Origin of the sequence: Streptomyces sp. MMCC 100 (assembly GCF_041538145.2) — a bacterium.
GTDB lineage: Bacteria > Actinomycetota > Actinomycetes > Streptomycetales > Streptomycetaceae > Streptomyces.
Genome location: NZ_JBGORK020000001.1, coordinates 5,390,291 through 5,405,168, shown reverse-complemented (window position 1 = coordinate 5,405,168; position 14,878 = coordinate 5,390,291). Strand labels below are relative to the sequence as shown.

At 68.6% G+C, this 14,878-nt stretch carries 17 protein-coding genes and 1 pseudogene; 10 read left to right on the top strand and 8 right to left on the bottom strand.

Annotated elements, in window-relative coordinates:
- Positions 1-11: 11 nt before the first annotated feature.
- Together ABS735_RS25115 and ABS735_RS25110 are read left to right on the top strand one after the other, a co-directional pair.
- A complete protein-coding gene (locus ABS735_RS25115) occupies positions 12-791 on the top strand; it encodes an exodeoxyribonuclease III (protein WP_373900300.1) in 780 nt (259 codons plus the stop codon).
- A 127-nt stretch (positions 792-918) separates the two neighbouring features.
- Positions 919-1,326, top strand: coding sequence for a DUF6278 family protein (locus tag ABS735_RS25110; RefSeq protein ID WP_373900301.1), 408 nt, complete (start codon positions 919-921; stop codon positions 1,324-1,326).
- A 330-nt stretch (positions 1,327-1,656) separates the two neighbouring features.
- Here ABS735_RS25110 and ABS735_RS25105 read toward each other — a convergent pair whose 3' ends face one another.
- Complete coding sequence (locus tag ABS735_RS25105; RefSeq protein WP_373900302.1) at positions 1,657-3,264, bottom strand: amidase family protein; 1,608 nt, start codon at positions 3,262-3,264, stop codon at positions 1,657-1,659.
- A gap of 216 nt (positions 3,265-3,480) precedes the next feature.
- Between ABS735_RS25105 and ABS735_RS25100 the strand changes: the two genes are divergently transcribed.
- Entirely contained in the window at positions 3,481-4,230 is a 750-nt protein-coding gene (locus ABS735_RS25100) for a lytic polysaccharide monooxygenase (protein ID WP_373900303.1), read from the top strand.
- Positions 4,231-4,300: 70 nt separating this feature from the next.
- On the opposite strand, the gene ABS735_RS25095 is transcribed toward ABS735_RS25100, so the two are convergent.
- On the bottom strand, positions 4,301-4,774 hold the full coding sequence (locus ABS735_RS25095) for a MarR family winged helix-turn-helix transcriptional regulator (RefSeq protein WP_373900304.1): 474 nt from the start codon (positions 4,772-4,774) through the stop codon (positions 4,301-4,303).
- A gap of 152 nt (positions 4,775-4,926) precedes the next feature.
- On the opposite strand from ABS735_RS25095, the gene ABS735_RS25090 reads away from it, so the two are divergent.
- Positions 4,927-5,682 (top strand): SDR family NAD(P)-dependent oxidoreductase, encoded by a 756-nt coding sequence (locus ABS735_RS25090; protein WP_373900305.1) that lies wholly within the window; start codon positions 4,927-4,929, stop codon positions 5,680-5,682.
- Between the two features lie 13 nt (positions 5,683-5,695).
- Here ABS735_RS25090 and ABS735_RS25085 read toward each other — a convergent pair.
- A pseudogene (locus ABS735_RS25085) lies at positions 5,696-6,133 on the bottom strand (hypothetical protein); the annotation flags it as partial.
- Positions 6,134-7,115: 982 nt separating this feature from the next.
- Between ABS735_RS25085 and ABS735_RS25080 the strand changes: the two are divergent.
- Positions 7,116-7,337, top strand: a complete 222-nt coding sequence (locus ABS735_RS25080; RefSeq protein WP_373900306.1) for a helix-turn-helix transcriptional regulator — start codon at positions 7,116-7,118, stop codon at positions 7,335-7,337.
- 4 nt (positions 7,338-7,341) lie between these two features.
- On the top strand, positions 7,342-7,659 hold the full coding sequence (locus tag ABS735_RS25075; RefSeq protein ID WP_373900307.1) for a hypothetical protein: 318 nt from the start codon (positions 7,342-7,344) through the stop codon (positions 7,657-7,659).
- Between the two features lie 1,289 nt (positions 7,660-8,948).
- Here ABS735_RS25075 and ABS735_RS25070 read toward each other — a convergent pair.
- The 3 genes from ABS735_RS25070 to ABS735_RS25060 all read right to left on the bottom strand — a co-directional run bounded on the left by ABS735_RS25070 (position 8,949) and on the right by ABS735_RS25060 (position 10,504).
- The gene (locus ABS735_RS25070) at positions 8,949-9,272 is read right to left on the bottom strand and encodes a PadR family transcriptional regulator (protein WP_373900308.1); all 324 of its coding nucleotides are present in this window, start codon (positions 9,270-9,272) and stop codon (positions 8,949-8,951) included.
- Positions 9,273-9,380: 108 nt separating this feature from the next.
- Complete coding sequence (locus tag ABS735_RS25065; RefSeq protein ID WP_373900309.1) at positions 9,381-9,581, bottom strand: hypothetical protein; 201 nt, start codon at positions 9,579-9,581, stop codon at positions 9,381-9,383.
- 575 nt (positions 9,582-10,156) lie between these two features.
- A complete protein-coding gene (locus ABS735_RS25060; RefSeq protein ID WP_373900310.1) occupies positions 10,157-10,504 on the bottom strand; it encodes a hypothetical protein in 348 nt (115 codons plus the stop codon).
- 174 nt (positions 10,505-10,678) lie between these two features.
- On the opposite strand from ABS735_RS25060, the gene ABS735_RS25055 reads away from it, so the two are divergent.
- Positions 10,679-10,909: a hypothetical protein gene (locus ABS735_RS25055; RefSeq protein ID WP_373900311.1), complete on the top strand. Its 231-nt coding sequence runs from the start codon at positions 10,679-10,681 to the stop codon at positions 10,907-10,909.
- Positions 10,910-11,782: 873 nt separating this feature from the next.
- Here the strand turns inward: ABS735_RS25055 and ABS735_RS25050 are convergent.
- Together ABS735_RS25050 and ABS735_RS25045 are read right to left on the bottom strand one after the other, a co-directional pair.
- Positions 11,783-12,235 (bottom strand): hypothetical protein, encoded by a 453-nt coding sequence (locus ABS735_RS25050; protein WP_373900312.1) that lies wholly within the window; start codon positions 12,233-12,235, stop codon positions 11,783-11,785.
- Between the two features lie 54 nt (positions 12,236-12,289).
- Positions 12,290-12,718: a hypothetical protein gene (locus tag ABS735_RS25045; RefSeq protein WP_373900313.1), complete on the bottom strand. Its 429-nt coding sequence runs from the start codon at positions 12,716-12,718 to the stop codon at positions 12,290-12,292.
- A gap of 304 nt (positions 12,719-13,022) precedes the next feature.
- On the opposite strand from ABS735_RS25045, the gene ABS735_RS25040 reads away from it, so the two are divergent.
- From ABS735_RS25040 to ABS735_RS25030, 3 genes are all read left to right on the top strand, one after another.
- A complete protein-coding gene (locus tag ABS735_RS25040) occupies positions 13,023-13,784 on the top strand; it encodes a hypothetical protein (protein WP_373900314.1) in 762 nt (253 codons plus the stop codon).
- A 39-nt stretch (positions 13,785-13,823) separates the two neighbouring features.
- On the top strand, positions 13,824-14,063 hold the full coding sequence (locus tag ABS735_RS25035; protein WP_373900315.1) for a hypothetical protein: 240 nt from the start codon (positions 13,824-13,826) through the stop codon (positions 14,061-14,063).
- A gap of 125 nt (positions 14,064-14,188) precedes the next feature.
- On the top strand, positions 14,189-14,638 hold the full coding sequence (locus ABS735_RS25030) for an HNH endonuclease (RefSeq protein ID WP_373900316.1): 450 nt from the start codon (positions 14,189-14,191) through the stop codon (positions 14,636-14,638).
- Positions 14,639-14,878: the final 240 nt, after the last annotated feature.

Genomic DNA, 14,878 nt, shown 5'->3' with positions numbered 1-14,878 from the left:
GGTTGTGGGACATGCGCATCGCGACCTGGAACGTGAACTCGATCACCGCCCGCCTGCCGAGGCTGCTCGCCTGGCTGGAGAGCAGCGGCACCGACGTGCTGTGCCTCCAGGAGGCCAAGGTCGCCGAGGCGCAGTTCCCCTTCGACGAGCTGCGCGAGGCGGGCTACGAGGCGGCGGTCCACGCCACCGGCCGGTGGAACGGGGTGGCGGTGCTCTCCCGCGTGGGCCTCGAGGACGTGGTCAAGGGCCTGCCCGGCGACCCGGGCTACGAGGGCGTCCAGGAGCCGCGCGCCATCTCCGCCACCTGCGGGCCGGCCCGCGTCTGGTCGGTGTACGTGCCCAACGGCCGCGAGGTGGAGCACGCGCACTACACCTACAAGCTCCAGTGGTTCGAGGCGCTGCGCGCCGCCGTCGAGAGCGACGCCTCCGGCAGCCGCCCCTTCGCCGTGATGGGTGACTACAACGTCGCGCCGACGGACGACGACGTCTACGACCGCGCGGCCTTCGAGGGCGCCACCCACGTCACCCCCGCCGAGCGCGCCGCCCTCGCCTCCCTGCGCGGCGCCGGCCTGTCCGACGTGGTCCCGCGCCCGCTGAAGTACGACCACCCCTACACGTACTGGGACTACCGCCAGCTCTGCTTCCCCAAGAACCGCGGCATGCGCATCGACCTGGTGTACGGGAACGAGCCCTTCGCCAAGGCGGTCACCGACTCCTACGTCGACCGCGAGGAGCGCAAGGGCAAGGGAGCCTCGGACCACGCGCCGGTCGTGGTCGACCTGGACCTGTAACCGCACACACCGCACACACCGCACACACCGCACACACCGCACAGGCACCTGCACCGCACACCCACCGCACGCGTACCGCCCGCGTGCCCTGTGGTGCACATGGCGGTACGAATGACAGTCTGGAGGTATGAACTTCCCCTTCCTGGGCAAGCGGCGCGAAGATCCCCGGGTGCACGACGCGGAGGGCATCGGCGAACTGCTCGCCGACTGCGATCTGCTGCGTTCGCAGGCGCTGCGGGAGGGGGTCCGCCTCGACGACTCCGCGCTCTCCCTGGAGCAGCTGGACCAGGTGCTGCCGCGCTGGCGCAGCGACGAGGAGATCCTGACCTGGCTCGGCAACGACGCCGGCCTCTACCTCGGCACCGTGATCGTGCGCACCGTGCCCGGCGCCGTCTGGGCCATCCGGTCCGACGGACAGCCGGTCGTCCGGCTCGCCTCGGGCCGGGAGTTCGACGTGGTGGCGAACGGGCACGCGTGGGCGGAGGACGGCGTTCCCGAACTCTCGCAGCTGTACGGCGAAGTCGCCGAAGCATGAGCCGGCGCGTGAGCCGAAAAGCGGGCGGCGTCCCCGCCCCCGCGGCCGTCCGCCTCGAAGCCGTCCGCCGTGAAGCCGCCCGCCTTAAATAGGGGTAATGCCCGAAAGGTGCGTGTCGGCATCATGCGTGACGTTTGCCTCGATACGTTGCGGTGGTCGGAGCGGACACGAACACACGGGGGGCCTACGCAGGGTGCAGCCGGAGATCACTGCTCGCGCGGCGCGGCGGACACCACGATGCGGTGTCCGCGGGCGAGGAGAAGGTCAGCTGCACACCGGCGAGCGACCGCGTCGAGGCGCCGCTCGACGACGTACCGCTCGCCGGTCGGCTCAGTGGGAGCTGCCGGACGGTGCCGAGGGCAGGTACCTGGGCGCCCGCCAGGCACCCAGCCGGTGCTCCACCGACGCACCCAGGGACAGCAGTTCGGCGTCCTGCCGGTCCCCGGCCATGAGGAGCAGCCCGACCGGCAGTTCACCGACGAACCCGGCGGGCACGGACAGTGAGGGATACCCGGCCACGGCGGCGGGGGTGGAGGACGGGATCACGTCGTTGTCGCCCCGCGCGCAGTCGGTGGTCCACGCGGGCGGGTTCGCCGGAGAGGCGATGGCGTCCAGGTCGTGCGCGGCCATGACCTCGTCAATGGACCGCCTGGACAGGTCGGTCAACTCCGCGCGCATCGCCCGGTACTCCGGATCGGTGGTGGGCGGTGCGGCCAGCGCCTGCTCGAACAGCTCCTGACCGGCGAAACAGGTCTGCTCCTGCGGGTGCGTGCGGTTGAACTCGATCAGCTCGGCCAGGTCCCGCGGCCCGCCACGGGTGGCGAGGTAGGCGTCGATGTCCCGGTGGAACTCGCTCAGCAACGCCGGGAACTCGAGTTCGGCCAGCCGCTCCTGGTACGGCATGCTCACCTCGACGACCTCCGCCCCCGCCGCGCTCAGCCGGTCGGCCGTACGGGTCATGAGGGCGTCCACCTCGGCGCCGAGTGACGGCAGCCGCCACAGGCCGATCCTCTTGCCGCGCAGCGTGCCGGGGCGGCCGGCCGCGTCCGTGAGGCTCGGCGCGTCGTCGCCGCGCACGGCGTCACGGCCGCTGAGCACGGAAAGGGTGAGCGCGGTGTCGACCACGTTGCGCGCCATGGGACCGGCCGTGTCCTGTTCGGCGGAGATCGGTACGACGCCCGACTGGCTGACCAGTCCGAGGCTGGGCTTGAGGCCGACCACCCCGTTCATACCGGCGGGGCAGACGACGGAACCGTCCGTCTCGGTCCCGATCGCCACCTGCGCCAGCGACGCGGCGAGCGCCGCGGCCGAACCGGAGGACGATCCGCAGGGGTTGCGGTCCAGGACGTACGGGTTGTTGGTCTGACCGCCCACCGCCGACCACCCCGATGTCGGCCTCGCCGCGCGGAAGTTGGCCCACTCGGACAGGTTGGCCTTGCCGAGGATCACCGCGCCGGCCGCCCGCAGCTTCTTCACCAGGTCGGCGTCGGTGGCCGGTGGGCTCCCGGCCAGTGCCAGGGATCCTGCGGTCGTCGGCATGTCGCGGGTGTTCACATTGTCCTTGAGCAGGACGGGGATGCCGTCCAGCGGGCCGCGGGACTTGCCGAGGCGATGCCTGAGGTCGCTGGCGGCCGCCTGGCGCAGGGCCGTCGGGCTCGTGCGCAGCACCGCGTTGATCCTCGGGTCGACGGCCTTGATCCGCCGTAGATAGGCAAGGGTCAGCCGGAGCGAGGACAAGGACCCGCTGTCCATGCGCGCCTGCAGTTCGGGGATGGTCACCGTGTCGAGGTTCACTCCGCGGACGAGCGTCGACTCGGCGGATCGCGCCGAGTCGCCGGGCTCGGGTTCGGCGGCTTGAACCCGTTGACCGGGTGCCGCCGCCACGAGGGGGACCACGACCAGGATCGCGGTCAGGGCCGCCATGCTTCTCTTCTTCATGCCGGACAGCCCACTACACCGGGCCGGGGCGCACAAGGGGCCGTCGTCGTAGCGCAGTTGGGCATCTCCCACCCCCTTGACGGCCCCTGCTCCTTCGCTAAGGTCTAGACCTGCACGCGCAGGTCTAGACCTGCGTTGCGGTGTTGCCTCATCGGCAACGTCGTACGTACGCCGGGGCAGGCTGGTTCGACGTGGACCGAAGGGAAACGTGATGTCATGCGCATGAAAAGACGAGTAGCAGCCGCCGTGGGAGCGCTGGTCGCCCCTGTGGTGGCCCTGAGCCTGCCGGCACCCACGGCGAGCGCCCACGGCTGGGTGGTCTCGCCGGGCAGCCGACAGGACCAGTGCGCCAACCGCGTGGTGCAATGCGGTCAGATCAAGTGGGAACCGGCGAGCGTCGAGGGTCCGAAGGGGCTGCGCAACTGCAGTGGCGGGGACGCCCGGTGGGCCGACCTGGACGACGACGCCAAGGGCTGGCGGGTCACGCCGATCGGCACCACCCACACCTTCACCTGGACCATCGAGGCACGGCACGCCACCAGCAACTGGCAGTACTTCATCGGCGACCGGAAGATCGCCCAGTTCGACGGCCACGGCGCCCTGCCTCCCGCCTCGGTCAGCCACCAGCTGGACTTCAACGGGTTCACCGGGCGGCAGAAGGTGCTCGCGGTCTGGAACATCGCGGACACCGCCAACGCCTTCTACGCCTGCATCGACGTCAACATCGGTGGTGGGGGCGACGGTGGTGGGGGCGACGACGGCGGGGACGGCGGCGGTGGCGACGACGGCGGCGGCGATCAGCCGGGCGACTGCGTCGCGGGAGCCTGGAGTGCCGGGAGCGTCTACAACGGCGGAGAGACCGTCTCCCATGCCGGCCACACCTGGCGTGCCAAGTGGTGGGTGACGGGCGAGGAGCCCGGCACGACCGGCGAATGGGGCGTCTGGGAGGACCTCGGCGCCTGCTGAACCGTCGCACCACCCGAGCACAACCGGCCGGCGTGCGCCACGCGAGGGGCGTACGCCGGCCATCGACAGGTCAGGACCGGCCCCAGGCGAGTCCCTCGAGCTCCTCGATGCCGTGGTTGAACTCGATCATCAGCGTGAGGAACTGCTGGGTGCGTTCGTCGTCCCACCCCGCCGCCTCGATCAGCCGCGCGGCCCCCGCCCGGCTGATGGCCCGGTCGGCCTCCAGCCGTTCCAGGCCCAGCGGGGTGGGCCGGAAGGTGCGGGCGCCGCCCTTGGTGGCGGCGTCGATGCGCTCGACCAGGCCGTGCCGGAGCATGGTGCTCATCTGCCGGTTGATGGTGGACACGTCGGCCTGGAAGGTGTGGGCCAGTTCCTTGAGCGTGAGGGGATCGCCCGTTTCCAGGCGGGTGAGCAGAACGTAGGCCGAGCGGTCGAGGCTCTGACCGATGCGTGGGCCGCGCGAGGCGATGAAGTGCCTCGACAGCAGGGTCAGTTCCCGTTCCAGGTCGTTCAGGCGGCGATCCTGCCCGCTCGGCTCGGTCATGTGTTCCGTGCTCCCTTCCTCCGTGTCCGCTCCACCAGTGTCCACGGCCGGGCCCGGCCGGGCCCGGCCGCCCCGGATGGCGACCTCTCCTGCAATGTGTATGTAACATGCACATCATAGTCGAGAAACCGGACAATGAAACGGACAGCACCATGACCCCACGGACCCTGCAGGGCAGGACCGCCATCGTCACCGGGGGAGCCTCCGGCATCGGTGGCGCCATCACCAGGACCTTCGTCGAGCGCGGCGCCCGGGTCGTCGTCGTCGACCTGCAGGAGGAGGCCGGGCAGCGCATCGCCGCCGAACTCGGTGACGCCGTGGTCTTCCTCCGGGGCGACGTCTCCGACCGGAAGGTCGCCGACACGGCCGTGGCCACCGCCGTCGACCGTTTCGGGTCCCTGGACGTGCTGGTGAACAACGCGAGCGTGTCGCGGCAGAAGCCGTTCGACGAGCAGACGGACGACGACTGGGACCTCGCGATGAACACCGGTCTGTACGCGACCCGCAACTTCATGCTCGCCGCACTGCCCGAACTCAAGAAGACCGGCAACGCCTCCGTCGTCAACTTCGGCTCCGGCGCCGGCCTGAACGGGCAGCCGAACCAGGCGTCCTACGCCGCGGCCAAGGAGGCGATCCGTGGCCTGAGCCGGGTGGCCGCCAACGAGTGGGCCCCGCACAACATCCGGGTCAACGTGGTCTGCCCGATGGCCCTGACTGCCGGCGTGGCCCAGTGGGCCGAGGCCCGCCCCGAGCAGTACGCGCAGTCCGCCGCCTCGGTGCCGCTGGGCCGCTTCGGCGACCCCGACCGCGACGTCGCCCCGATCGTCGCCTTCCTGGCGAGCGACGACGCGCAGTACATGACAGGGCAGACCGTGATGGCCGACGGCGGGGCCGTGAAGCTCCGCTGAAACACCACCCCCCTCAGGCCCGGTGGGAGTTGCGGGAGGTCGGGGCCGGGGTGGGCAGGGGGCTGGTGGCCGCCCGGGTGACGTCGCCGACCAGTTCGACGACGTCCGGGCCGTACGCCTGGGAGTTGACCACCTTGAGCAGCAGCACGAAGGAGTTGTTGCCGTGCTTGCGGGCCAGTTTCTCGTGGTGCCGGGCGAGGTAGCGGGTGGCGGCCTGGTTGGTGATCGCGCGCTGGCCGCAGAACAGGAAGGCGGGCCGGGCCTCGCGCCGGTCGCCGGCGGTGAGGCGGGCCAGCAGCACGTACTCCGTGACGCCCGCCTCCAGGCGGTAGCGCTCGCTGCCGATCTGGAAGGCGCCCCGGTCCGGGCCGGGCTCCGGGTCCACGTTGATCCGCACCCCGGGCAGCATGGCCGCCATGTGGGCGACCATGCGCCGATTCGGACACGTTCCGTGAGTCCCACCTTGAACTCACCTTCATGACAGACATTTGACCTGCACGTATGCAGGCTCTCGGTTCGGCGGGGGCCTGCATAGCGACAACGGACGAGCCACGAAGAACGGCAGCAGCTGCTTGGTACGCATCCCAGGTCAGAGAACGAGCGGACAAACCAGTGCGCTCCCGTTGCCAGGCGCTCGGCTCCCCAGCCGCCGATCGGCCGAGCTGCGCCAATTGGGCGTCGGGAAGGCGGAGCAGCTCGCCGCGTTGGTGGAGAGCGCCTACGGCAGCGTGCTTCCAGCGGGCGCCTCGAGCGCGGCGAACCTGGAGCTGCTGAGCCGGGAGACTCAACAGATCGACGAACTCGTCGACAAATGCGAGCCGACATCGGCTCCCTCACCCACGAGGAACAGACCACGGTACAGTCTGGCTCCGCACCAGGGGCCGGTCCTCACGGTCATCTCCGTGGGGCGTTTGACGGTGCCGGTGTCTGTTCTTGACGCAGGGTGGCCGTCCAGGGGGTGCCTTCACTGGCTCTCCGCAGCACACCTCTACAGCAGGTGGATGGAACACCACGAACACCTGGTGAGCCTGGAGATCCGGATCAACCTCGTGACCGGCGCGGACGCACTCCACCACGTGGCCGCCGAGCTGATCGACTCCCAGGACGAGTGATCACACAAGGCCCCCGGCAGCCAGCCGGGGGCCTACCCGCAAGACCGAAGACCGGCAGAGGCCGGGGCCGAAACCCACGGGCGCGCTGCGCCCGGCGCAATACCCCTGCCGGTCACGACCATCCACAAGGGACGGACACCACCCATGGTAGACAGCCCACCCGGCGAGACGTACGAGCAGATCGCCGCCGCCACGGACGCAGCCTCGCCCGCGTCCGCAACGCCTGGGCACGCCACCCCGCCTGGCCCGCCCCCACCGGCAAGCGCGGCAAACAGCTCCTGTTCGACCCGGCCGCCGTCGACCACGCCATCCGCGAGCACATTGACCGCCCCCCCGGCCACCCTCGAACCCGACCGCCTGTACACAGCCAAAGACATCGAGCAGCTGACCGGCATCACCGCCGCCACCATCCGCGCCGACCGCCACAAGGACCGGTGGCCCGCCCTCGACGACACCACCAGCCGCGCCCACCGCTGGACCGGCGCCACCGTCGCTCAGGCTCTCGAGGGCCGCCGCGCCTACCGCAAGACCGAGGAGAGATGACCCCATGGCCAAAGACCGCCCCTGGAACCGTCAACCCGAACCGGGTCCCACCCCCGAGCCCGCCGCCGCGCCAGAGAGCCAGTTCCTCAGCGCGCCGATGCCGGAGCTCCACCACCCCGGGATGGCCGGCCTCCAGCTCCATGACATGACCGACGCAGAGGTCCGGGACTACTGCCTCGCCTGGGCGCGGATGTGCCTCGTGCGCTACGACATCACCCTCCACCGCTCAGGCGACCTCGAGCTGGCAGCCCGGTACGCGCAGATCGCCCAGGCGTTCCGGCCGGACCCTCACGGATCAGACGACAGGAACGGAGGCCACTGAAAGCCAACGGTGAACCCTGCGAGTCCGCGCAACTTACGGAAGATTCGTGGATTTCCGCTACCGGAAATAGCGCGTAGTACTAGGGTGATATCACCTGGGAACGTTCCGGGGTGCTGTCGGTCACGCAAGTGAACTTGCGGTGATCGACGGGAGAGGCCGGAGCCGACTGTAGTCGGCCCCGGCCGTGACGGACTGCCGCCGGATCAGGGGTGGCCTGCGCTGGCCAGCTCGACAATGAGCTGGAGTATGGCGACTACTAGGCACAGGAAACCCCAGTCCGGCGGCTCTTCACCTCCGGGCAAGACATCACCCCCCTTCCTTGGTCGTGCGGAAGGTAGACGACGCCCATAGCCGTCGTGAATTAACCTAAAGTGATGGGAGCTGCGAGAACCCCGGAATTGCGAAAGCGTCAATTAGCGATCGTTTGCGCTCGACTTCTTGATCTGTTCGACGGTGCTCCGGCACATGGCAACGCGCCGACGCCCAACCCTCGCAAGGGTTGGGCGTACCTGGCGGACCGCCGCAGCAGGGAGATTCAGGAGTTCGGCCCCGCTGTCTTCGTGCCACGCGGCACGGGTTCGATGCCACGCATTCGCCGGAGCCCGAATGCAATAGCTGCGAGGAAGGCACCGCAGCCACCCAGCCACGCCCAGCCTTCTGTGAGCAGTACGTGTGCACCGTCACGCCAAACGACGTAGACGGCCAGACTGCCCACACACAGAGCGATCGTCACGTCGGTGCGCTGGTGGGTGGTGAGGACCCAGTCCACGGGCCTCCACACTGCCTGGGACAGGTCGTTAAGCCGATACCGGACTGCAGAGAGCAGGCAGCCGAATACGTGGCGCGTGCGCAGACCCCGCGACGGTGGCAGCGCCGTGAGGTGGTCTTTCCACTCGTTGTTCACGTGCGCCCGTCGTCTACCGGCCAGGACGACCGCTAGGTGCAGGACCCGCGACGATGACCTACGGGGGCCCGGGCCTCAGCCGAAGCCCGTACCCAGGCATCCACGCGGAGGAAGATCAGCGTTCCGAAGCTCACCCCGGACACGAGGGTTGGTACCGCCATCAGCGGCGCTTGGGCCAACATGTCCCGGTAGAACGGCAACGGGTTGTACTTTGAGGGCGGTTGCATGCCTGCCATGACCTTCGGATCGGTCAGTAGCACGCCGACGGACCCGAGCAGCAGACCGATCAATGCAGCTTGCTGGAGGCGGGCGGTGATTCGGGACAAGGTCCGCAGTGACAGCCCAAAGGTGCTCCTTTGATGCGCGCGTTGTGCTGCCTCAGTACTCATGCGGCGCCCCCTGCGAAGCCAGGGCGACGGGCATGTCCGAGGCGGGCGCGGCGGGCTTCCAGGGCGCTGCGAACTTCTTCACGTCCCTTGCCGCTCAGCTCGTAGTAGCGCCGCGGCGGACGTCCCGGATGGGCCTCTTCCTCGTTCCAGCTCGTTACCCAGCCACGCTGGACGAGTCGATCGAGGATCGGATAGACGGTGCCGGAGCCGAGGTCGGCGTCGCGGCAGATGCTCAGCCCCCAGGCGGGTGAGTCTTCCGTCGAGGTCAAGAGCACCTCCAGCACGGCGATAGTCGGCTTCGTGAGCCTCACAGTTGACATGCCATCAGTGAACCATGTGTCGAGTACGAGTGTCGAGTACGACAGTTACGTCTGCGATCTCGCCCATAGAGGGGGCCCAGGACGCCACCAGCACCCCGGGTCGCTCTGTCACTCCGCGCAGTCCCCGGCGTAGTGCAGCTGCACGCCCGGCTCGAAGCCCGGCTGCTCGATCATCGCGTCGGTGCTGTTGACCTTGTACCGGCAGTGCACGCCGCGCATGCTCGGGTGCGGGATGTGGATCTCTCCGACGCCGTCGGCCATCGTCCCGGTGTCGCCCTGGTGCGGGCCGCTAATCACGTAGTAGCGCATGGCCCGCAGGCTGCCTGTGCCCGCGCCGATCTGCAAACACCCGCGTCAGCACGCGTTGTCAGACCTCTCTGCCATGCTGCGGTCTCCAGCCCGCCCGACATCTGGTACGTACCGGAGCCGGTCTTCTCCGGGGCCGCGCCGGGGTCGCTGACGATCTCGTAGGAGCCGCCCCACGGGTCATGGGTGACGGGGATTTGTAGGCGCCGCCTGCACCTGAGGAGATACGCTCTCGACCGGTGATATCGAATTCCGGAAGCATGGCCGCCTAACGAGCCGGCCATGGGGAGAGGTTGCGGCAGAGGCAGGGCGCACGTCCGTTCTGCATATGCGCGAACGACTGGCCAGAACCTCACCCGAAAGCGAACGCATGGCCAGAGCTTCACCCCGGCGGAGGAACGACTCAGCCACCCCACAGCGGTACGGTCCTCGCCTCAGCTCACACGCCCCCCGTGGAGCTGGGAACCCGCTCCCCGTCTCCCGTCCCGTCCCCTGGCGAGGCGGGGACCACCCGACACCAACCACCGCGCGACGGCGCCGGAAACCATCTCGGGTTCCCGGCGCCGTCACTTCTTGCGCTACTGCAAGAACTGGCGACCCTCCGGCTGCGCCGTGTACACGGCATCGAACTTCGTACCCGGCTTGTCGAACACCGTGAACAGCAGCATGCACACGGCGGCAGCCATCGCGATGATCGCAAACGCACCCAGCACAGGATCACCGGGACCGTCACCCCTGACACCCGCCCACGGAAGCACCACCACCGTATACACGGCGAACACCGCGAACGTGACCCAGTCGGCACGCCGGCCCCGCTTGATACCGACATACAGGAACGGCACCCACACCAGGATCGACAGCGACGCGACCACCAGTACCGACCATGCGATCTTCTGGCACCAACCGGCCTCCAGGCGCCTCTGCATCGCGTCCCCCCCAATCAGCCACGCCCCCGAACCCGATCGGGGGCAGAGTGAGGCCAGGCTAGACCGCGAACCGCACAAGGACGCTCACCTGCACGGAACTCAGCCCACGCATTCACGTCACAACACCGTCACAAGGACTCCACGCAAGGTCCACTCTGCGCCACACTGCGGCCCATGTCCGACACCGTCTCCAGACCCTGGCGCCCCACTCGCAACCAAAAGATCGTCGCGATCCTCGTGCTGCTCATCGCATGGACGGCCATGGCCGGCTCCTGGACCGACAAAGGCTGCACCCTGCCCCAGGGCTACATGTTCGTCATCAGTCACGGTGGCAGCCCCGACCGGGACCAGGGCTGCGAGGACGAACCCGGCGGCCCCGAGTACACCGACACCTACTATGGATAGGCCCGGCCCCTGACGTGGTCGGGGGCTGCTGGTGCGGCACCGACGGTGTGCAAGCCGTCCGGCGTGACTGACTGTCCGCCGCGCCTCGCGGAGCCAGCATTTGGATGTTGCCTGTCAATTGGAATCGCGGATCAAATTGACGAAGGGGCTGCGCGCCAAATTGGTTGGCGCTAATGTCGTGTCACACGCCCAATGCACATGGATGTGCATTAGGTGGGTCGGCGTTGGGTCAGTGCCCCGCGGCGGCCCGTAGGAAGGTGACAGGAGAGAAGGGGCCGCAGTCGGTCTGTTAACCGTCCACGACCCCTTGACGGGGCTGCCGTCGGGTTACTGGGTACCTGCGCTGGAGAGCGCAGCGTAGAGCTGCAACAACTCCAGGATGAGGAACAGGAACATCCATCCTGACGGCTCCTCTTCTCCGGGCATGTCTCACTCACCTCCTTCCTGATGGCGCGGAAGGGGATGACGTGCCGAAGGCCCGCCAGAGACGACGCTAAGGGCGTGGCGCCGAACACCTGGCCCAATGTCAGAAAGCGCTCGATTACTGCCCAGTGGTTTGCATCATTGGCACCAAATGGCCATCTCGGCTGATCAAATCCAAGCGGCGTATCCTGCTGCGTACGACGGAGCACCGTCCGGCCAGTACACCGGGCGGTCCCTGGAGGCCCGCGCGAAGCCGTGCTCCTGGCAGGGGTAGAACTCCGGGCCTTCGCCAACGACTCCCACACAGGGGTGACGCGCAGGGACGGGAAGCCGGGCCGGCCCACGGGCCCCGCGCCGGCGTGGCTGCCACGAGCCTGGAGAGCGGCCCCTGTCACCCCGCCAACAGAGAAGAGCCCCGCCACCATCCGGTGGCGGGGCTCGCTGCGCGTGTCAGGGAACCGGCAGGACGACAGGATCTTCCTGGCCGTCCCACGTCACACAGATTTCAGTCGGCTCCAAGTTGTCGTAGTCGCCGCTGATCATGAACCGGTGGGCCTCGCCGGGTTGCAGGGAGAGCGAGTCCGGCCACTCGTCAACCGCCCCACACGGCTCCACGTTCGAGATGTTCGTGGCCGCGGCGCCACCCCAGTTGCGCAGTCGGTAGCTGTGCTTCGACATGTGCTCTATGCGCAACCTCACCCGCGGCCGGGCGGCTTCCGCCTCGGCAGCCCGCCGCTCGGCCGCGTCGCGACGCTGATCAGCAAGCGTTTGCTCCGCGGCAGTTGCTGACCGGACCGCAGCGTCGGCGCTGCGCTTCCCGTCCTTGCGGGCTCTGCGGCTGATCTCTACCGCAGCCAACGCCACTACGAATGCGGCCCACCCCGGCGCGTCTCCCCAGTCCATGGCCGCACCATAACCGCGCCCACTGACAACCCCGCTGCGTACCGAGCGAGCAGATCAGTCGGCCCGGTGCCGCCGCCAACGACGTCCCCGCCACCAGTCCAGCCGGTAGACCTGCCAACGCTTCGGCAGGTACCAAAGATCATCACGGCATACGTCCGTGAACTGCCGCTGTGCCTCCATGACTCCAGTCGCGACCTCCAGCAGCTCGTCATGTCGCGTCCCAGGCGAGCACTCAAGCAGCTGGAGGAACCGGTCCAGCACGGCGTCGGCTGCCTGTAGCGGCGCCGGGTTGGCCACGAGCCGCAGGTCCAAGTACGCGTTCAGAATTTCGCTTTCGGCCTGGGCAAGCCTGTGCAATGCCTTCCGCGCGGCCCGCTGCGCCGCCAGGGGGCGGATCGTCAGCGCGAGTCGGCGCCGGCCTATCCAGTACGTGTACAGCCGCTGCTCCAGCAGCACGGCCTGGATTACGCCGTTCGCGTCCATGACTGAGGCCTGGAAACGCGCGTACACCTGCCGTCGCTCATCACGACTACCGAGGCGCACCCCGGCTTGGGTTGGAGCCGCTTTGTCAGGACGGAGGTGAGTGCCTTGGCCGCAGACGGCCCGGCCACGCTGATCGGATCAATCACCTCGGCAGTGTTCTACAGATCAGCACCGCAGGTGGGCAGTTCAGGCACGTTACCCACACAACCCGTCACAACTACGCCACGAAATAGACCCCGTATGGTTGCCAGATTCACGACTCCTCCACAATGGCCTGTTGTCAGCACCACCCTTGGGGGGAACCGTGAACACCGCCAGAGCCGCACTCGCCACCGTCGCCGTCCTCGCCGCCACGCTCACCGCGTGCAGCAGTGATCACGACGGCCCGGCGCCCTCCGGCACGACCGCCGCGCAGCCGGATCAGACCGCCACCGTGGAGCCCGCGGACGCCGCCCCCGCCGTGAGCCTGGCCTGGAGCCACGACACCACCTACGGGGATGAGCCCCAGGTCCTGTACGTCGCCCAGGTCAAGAACTCCAGCAAGAAGGTCACCTCCGTCGCCATCGACGTACGGGCGCTCGACAAGACCGGCACCATCGTCGGCTCCGCACAGGAGACCCTGCCCAACATCCCGGCCGGTATGACCTTCGACTACTTCGGCGCCATCGGCGGCAGCATCGGATCCGAACTGACCGGTACCCCGGACAAGATCGAAGTATCCCAAGCGGAGAACGCCTTCGGCCGCGCCGGCTCCATCCAGGCGCCGCTGCTCAAGACCAGCGAGGTCAAGCTCACCGCGAGCGAAGACGAGACGTACACCGACACCCCGCACTCCTACGACCTGTCGGCCAAGGTCACCAACAACACCACCGACCCCGTGTCCTCGGGCGTCACCCAGCAGGTCATCCTCTACAACGCCCAGGGCAAGATCGTGGGAGGCGACAGCGGCATGTCCGACAACATCCCGCAGACCCTGCCCAAGGGCATGAGTTACCGCGAGCAGTGGACCGGCATACCCGCCCTCGACGAAGCCACCCGCGCCGTCTACACCGTGTGGGCCGGCTGATCCTCAGCCAACCCGCAGGCGCCTGGGCACACTGGAGCCGTGAGCACCACACGCACCGGCCGTGACGGCCGACCCCTCGTCACCACCGCCCAGGCCGCCTACAGCCTCGGCAAGACGCCCGCTCAGTTCCGCTCCTGGGCACGCCGCCGCGCCCTCACCCCGGCAAGCTCCATGCCCAACCCCAGCCGGGGCCAGGCCCTCGCCCTGTGGGACCTCGCCGACATCGCCACTGCCCTACGCCAGCCCGAGCCCACCAGGCCCGTATGCCAAGAGGCCTGACCAACCAGTACTTGACAGGCGATCAGCGCGCACTCATTCCGTGAGACGGTGGCAAAGTATCAACGCCCCATCTGCCACCACCACAGCAACCCTCAGCGCCAGGCTGCGCCATGTACGGAGGGGCCATGCTGCGACGCCACCGCGCCGAGTACGAGGTACCGGGCAAGGGCCGCTACGCATCCACCTGGTGGCAGCTGGGCAGCCGCATCCTGCGCCACCGGCAGCGCCCATCCACTGACCCGGAACCCATACCCGATCTCAGCCCGCAGGAGATCGCGCGCCGTACGAAGCAGGCCCGCAGCGGCCGGCCATGGCTACGCCTCCAGGCGCAGGTGTATGCCGAAGAGACCGAGTGCTGGATCTGCCACCGGCACGTGGACCAGTCCCTGCCCGGCACCACCCACCCCATGGCCCGCACTGTCGACCACGTCCACCCACTGTGGCTGGGCGGTGATCCACTGGACCGTGCCAACTGCCGCCTCGCACACCGGCGCTGCAACAGCGCCCGCAACAACCAGCTGCGCGCAGCTCGGCGCCACCGCCCCACCTACACCGTGGACGCCACGACCCTGTGATCACCGCACCAGACACTTGACCGGTCGGACGTATTCCAAGAGTCCCACCTTGAACTCACGCTCACGACAGAGGCTTGACCTGCGCACACGGAAGGCCCTCGTCGCGGCGAGGGCCTTCGTAGGGAGAACGCAGGAACCACGGGGCCGGTGGCTGCGGTTCAGCAGGTGCATCCTAGACTGCAATACGGGCGAAATCCGTGTGCTCCAGGTTCCGGCAGCTGACAGCTGGCTTCGCGCACT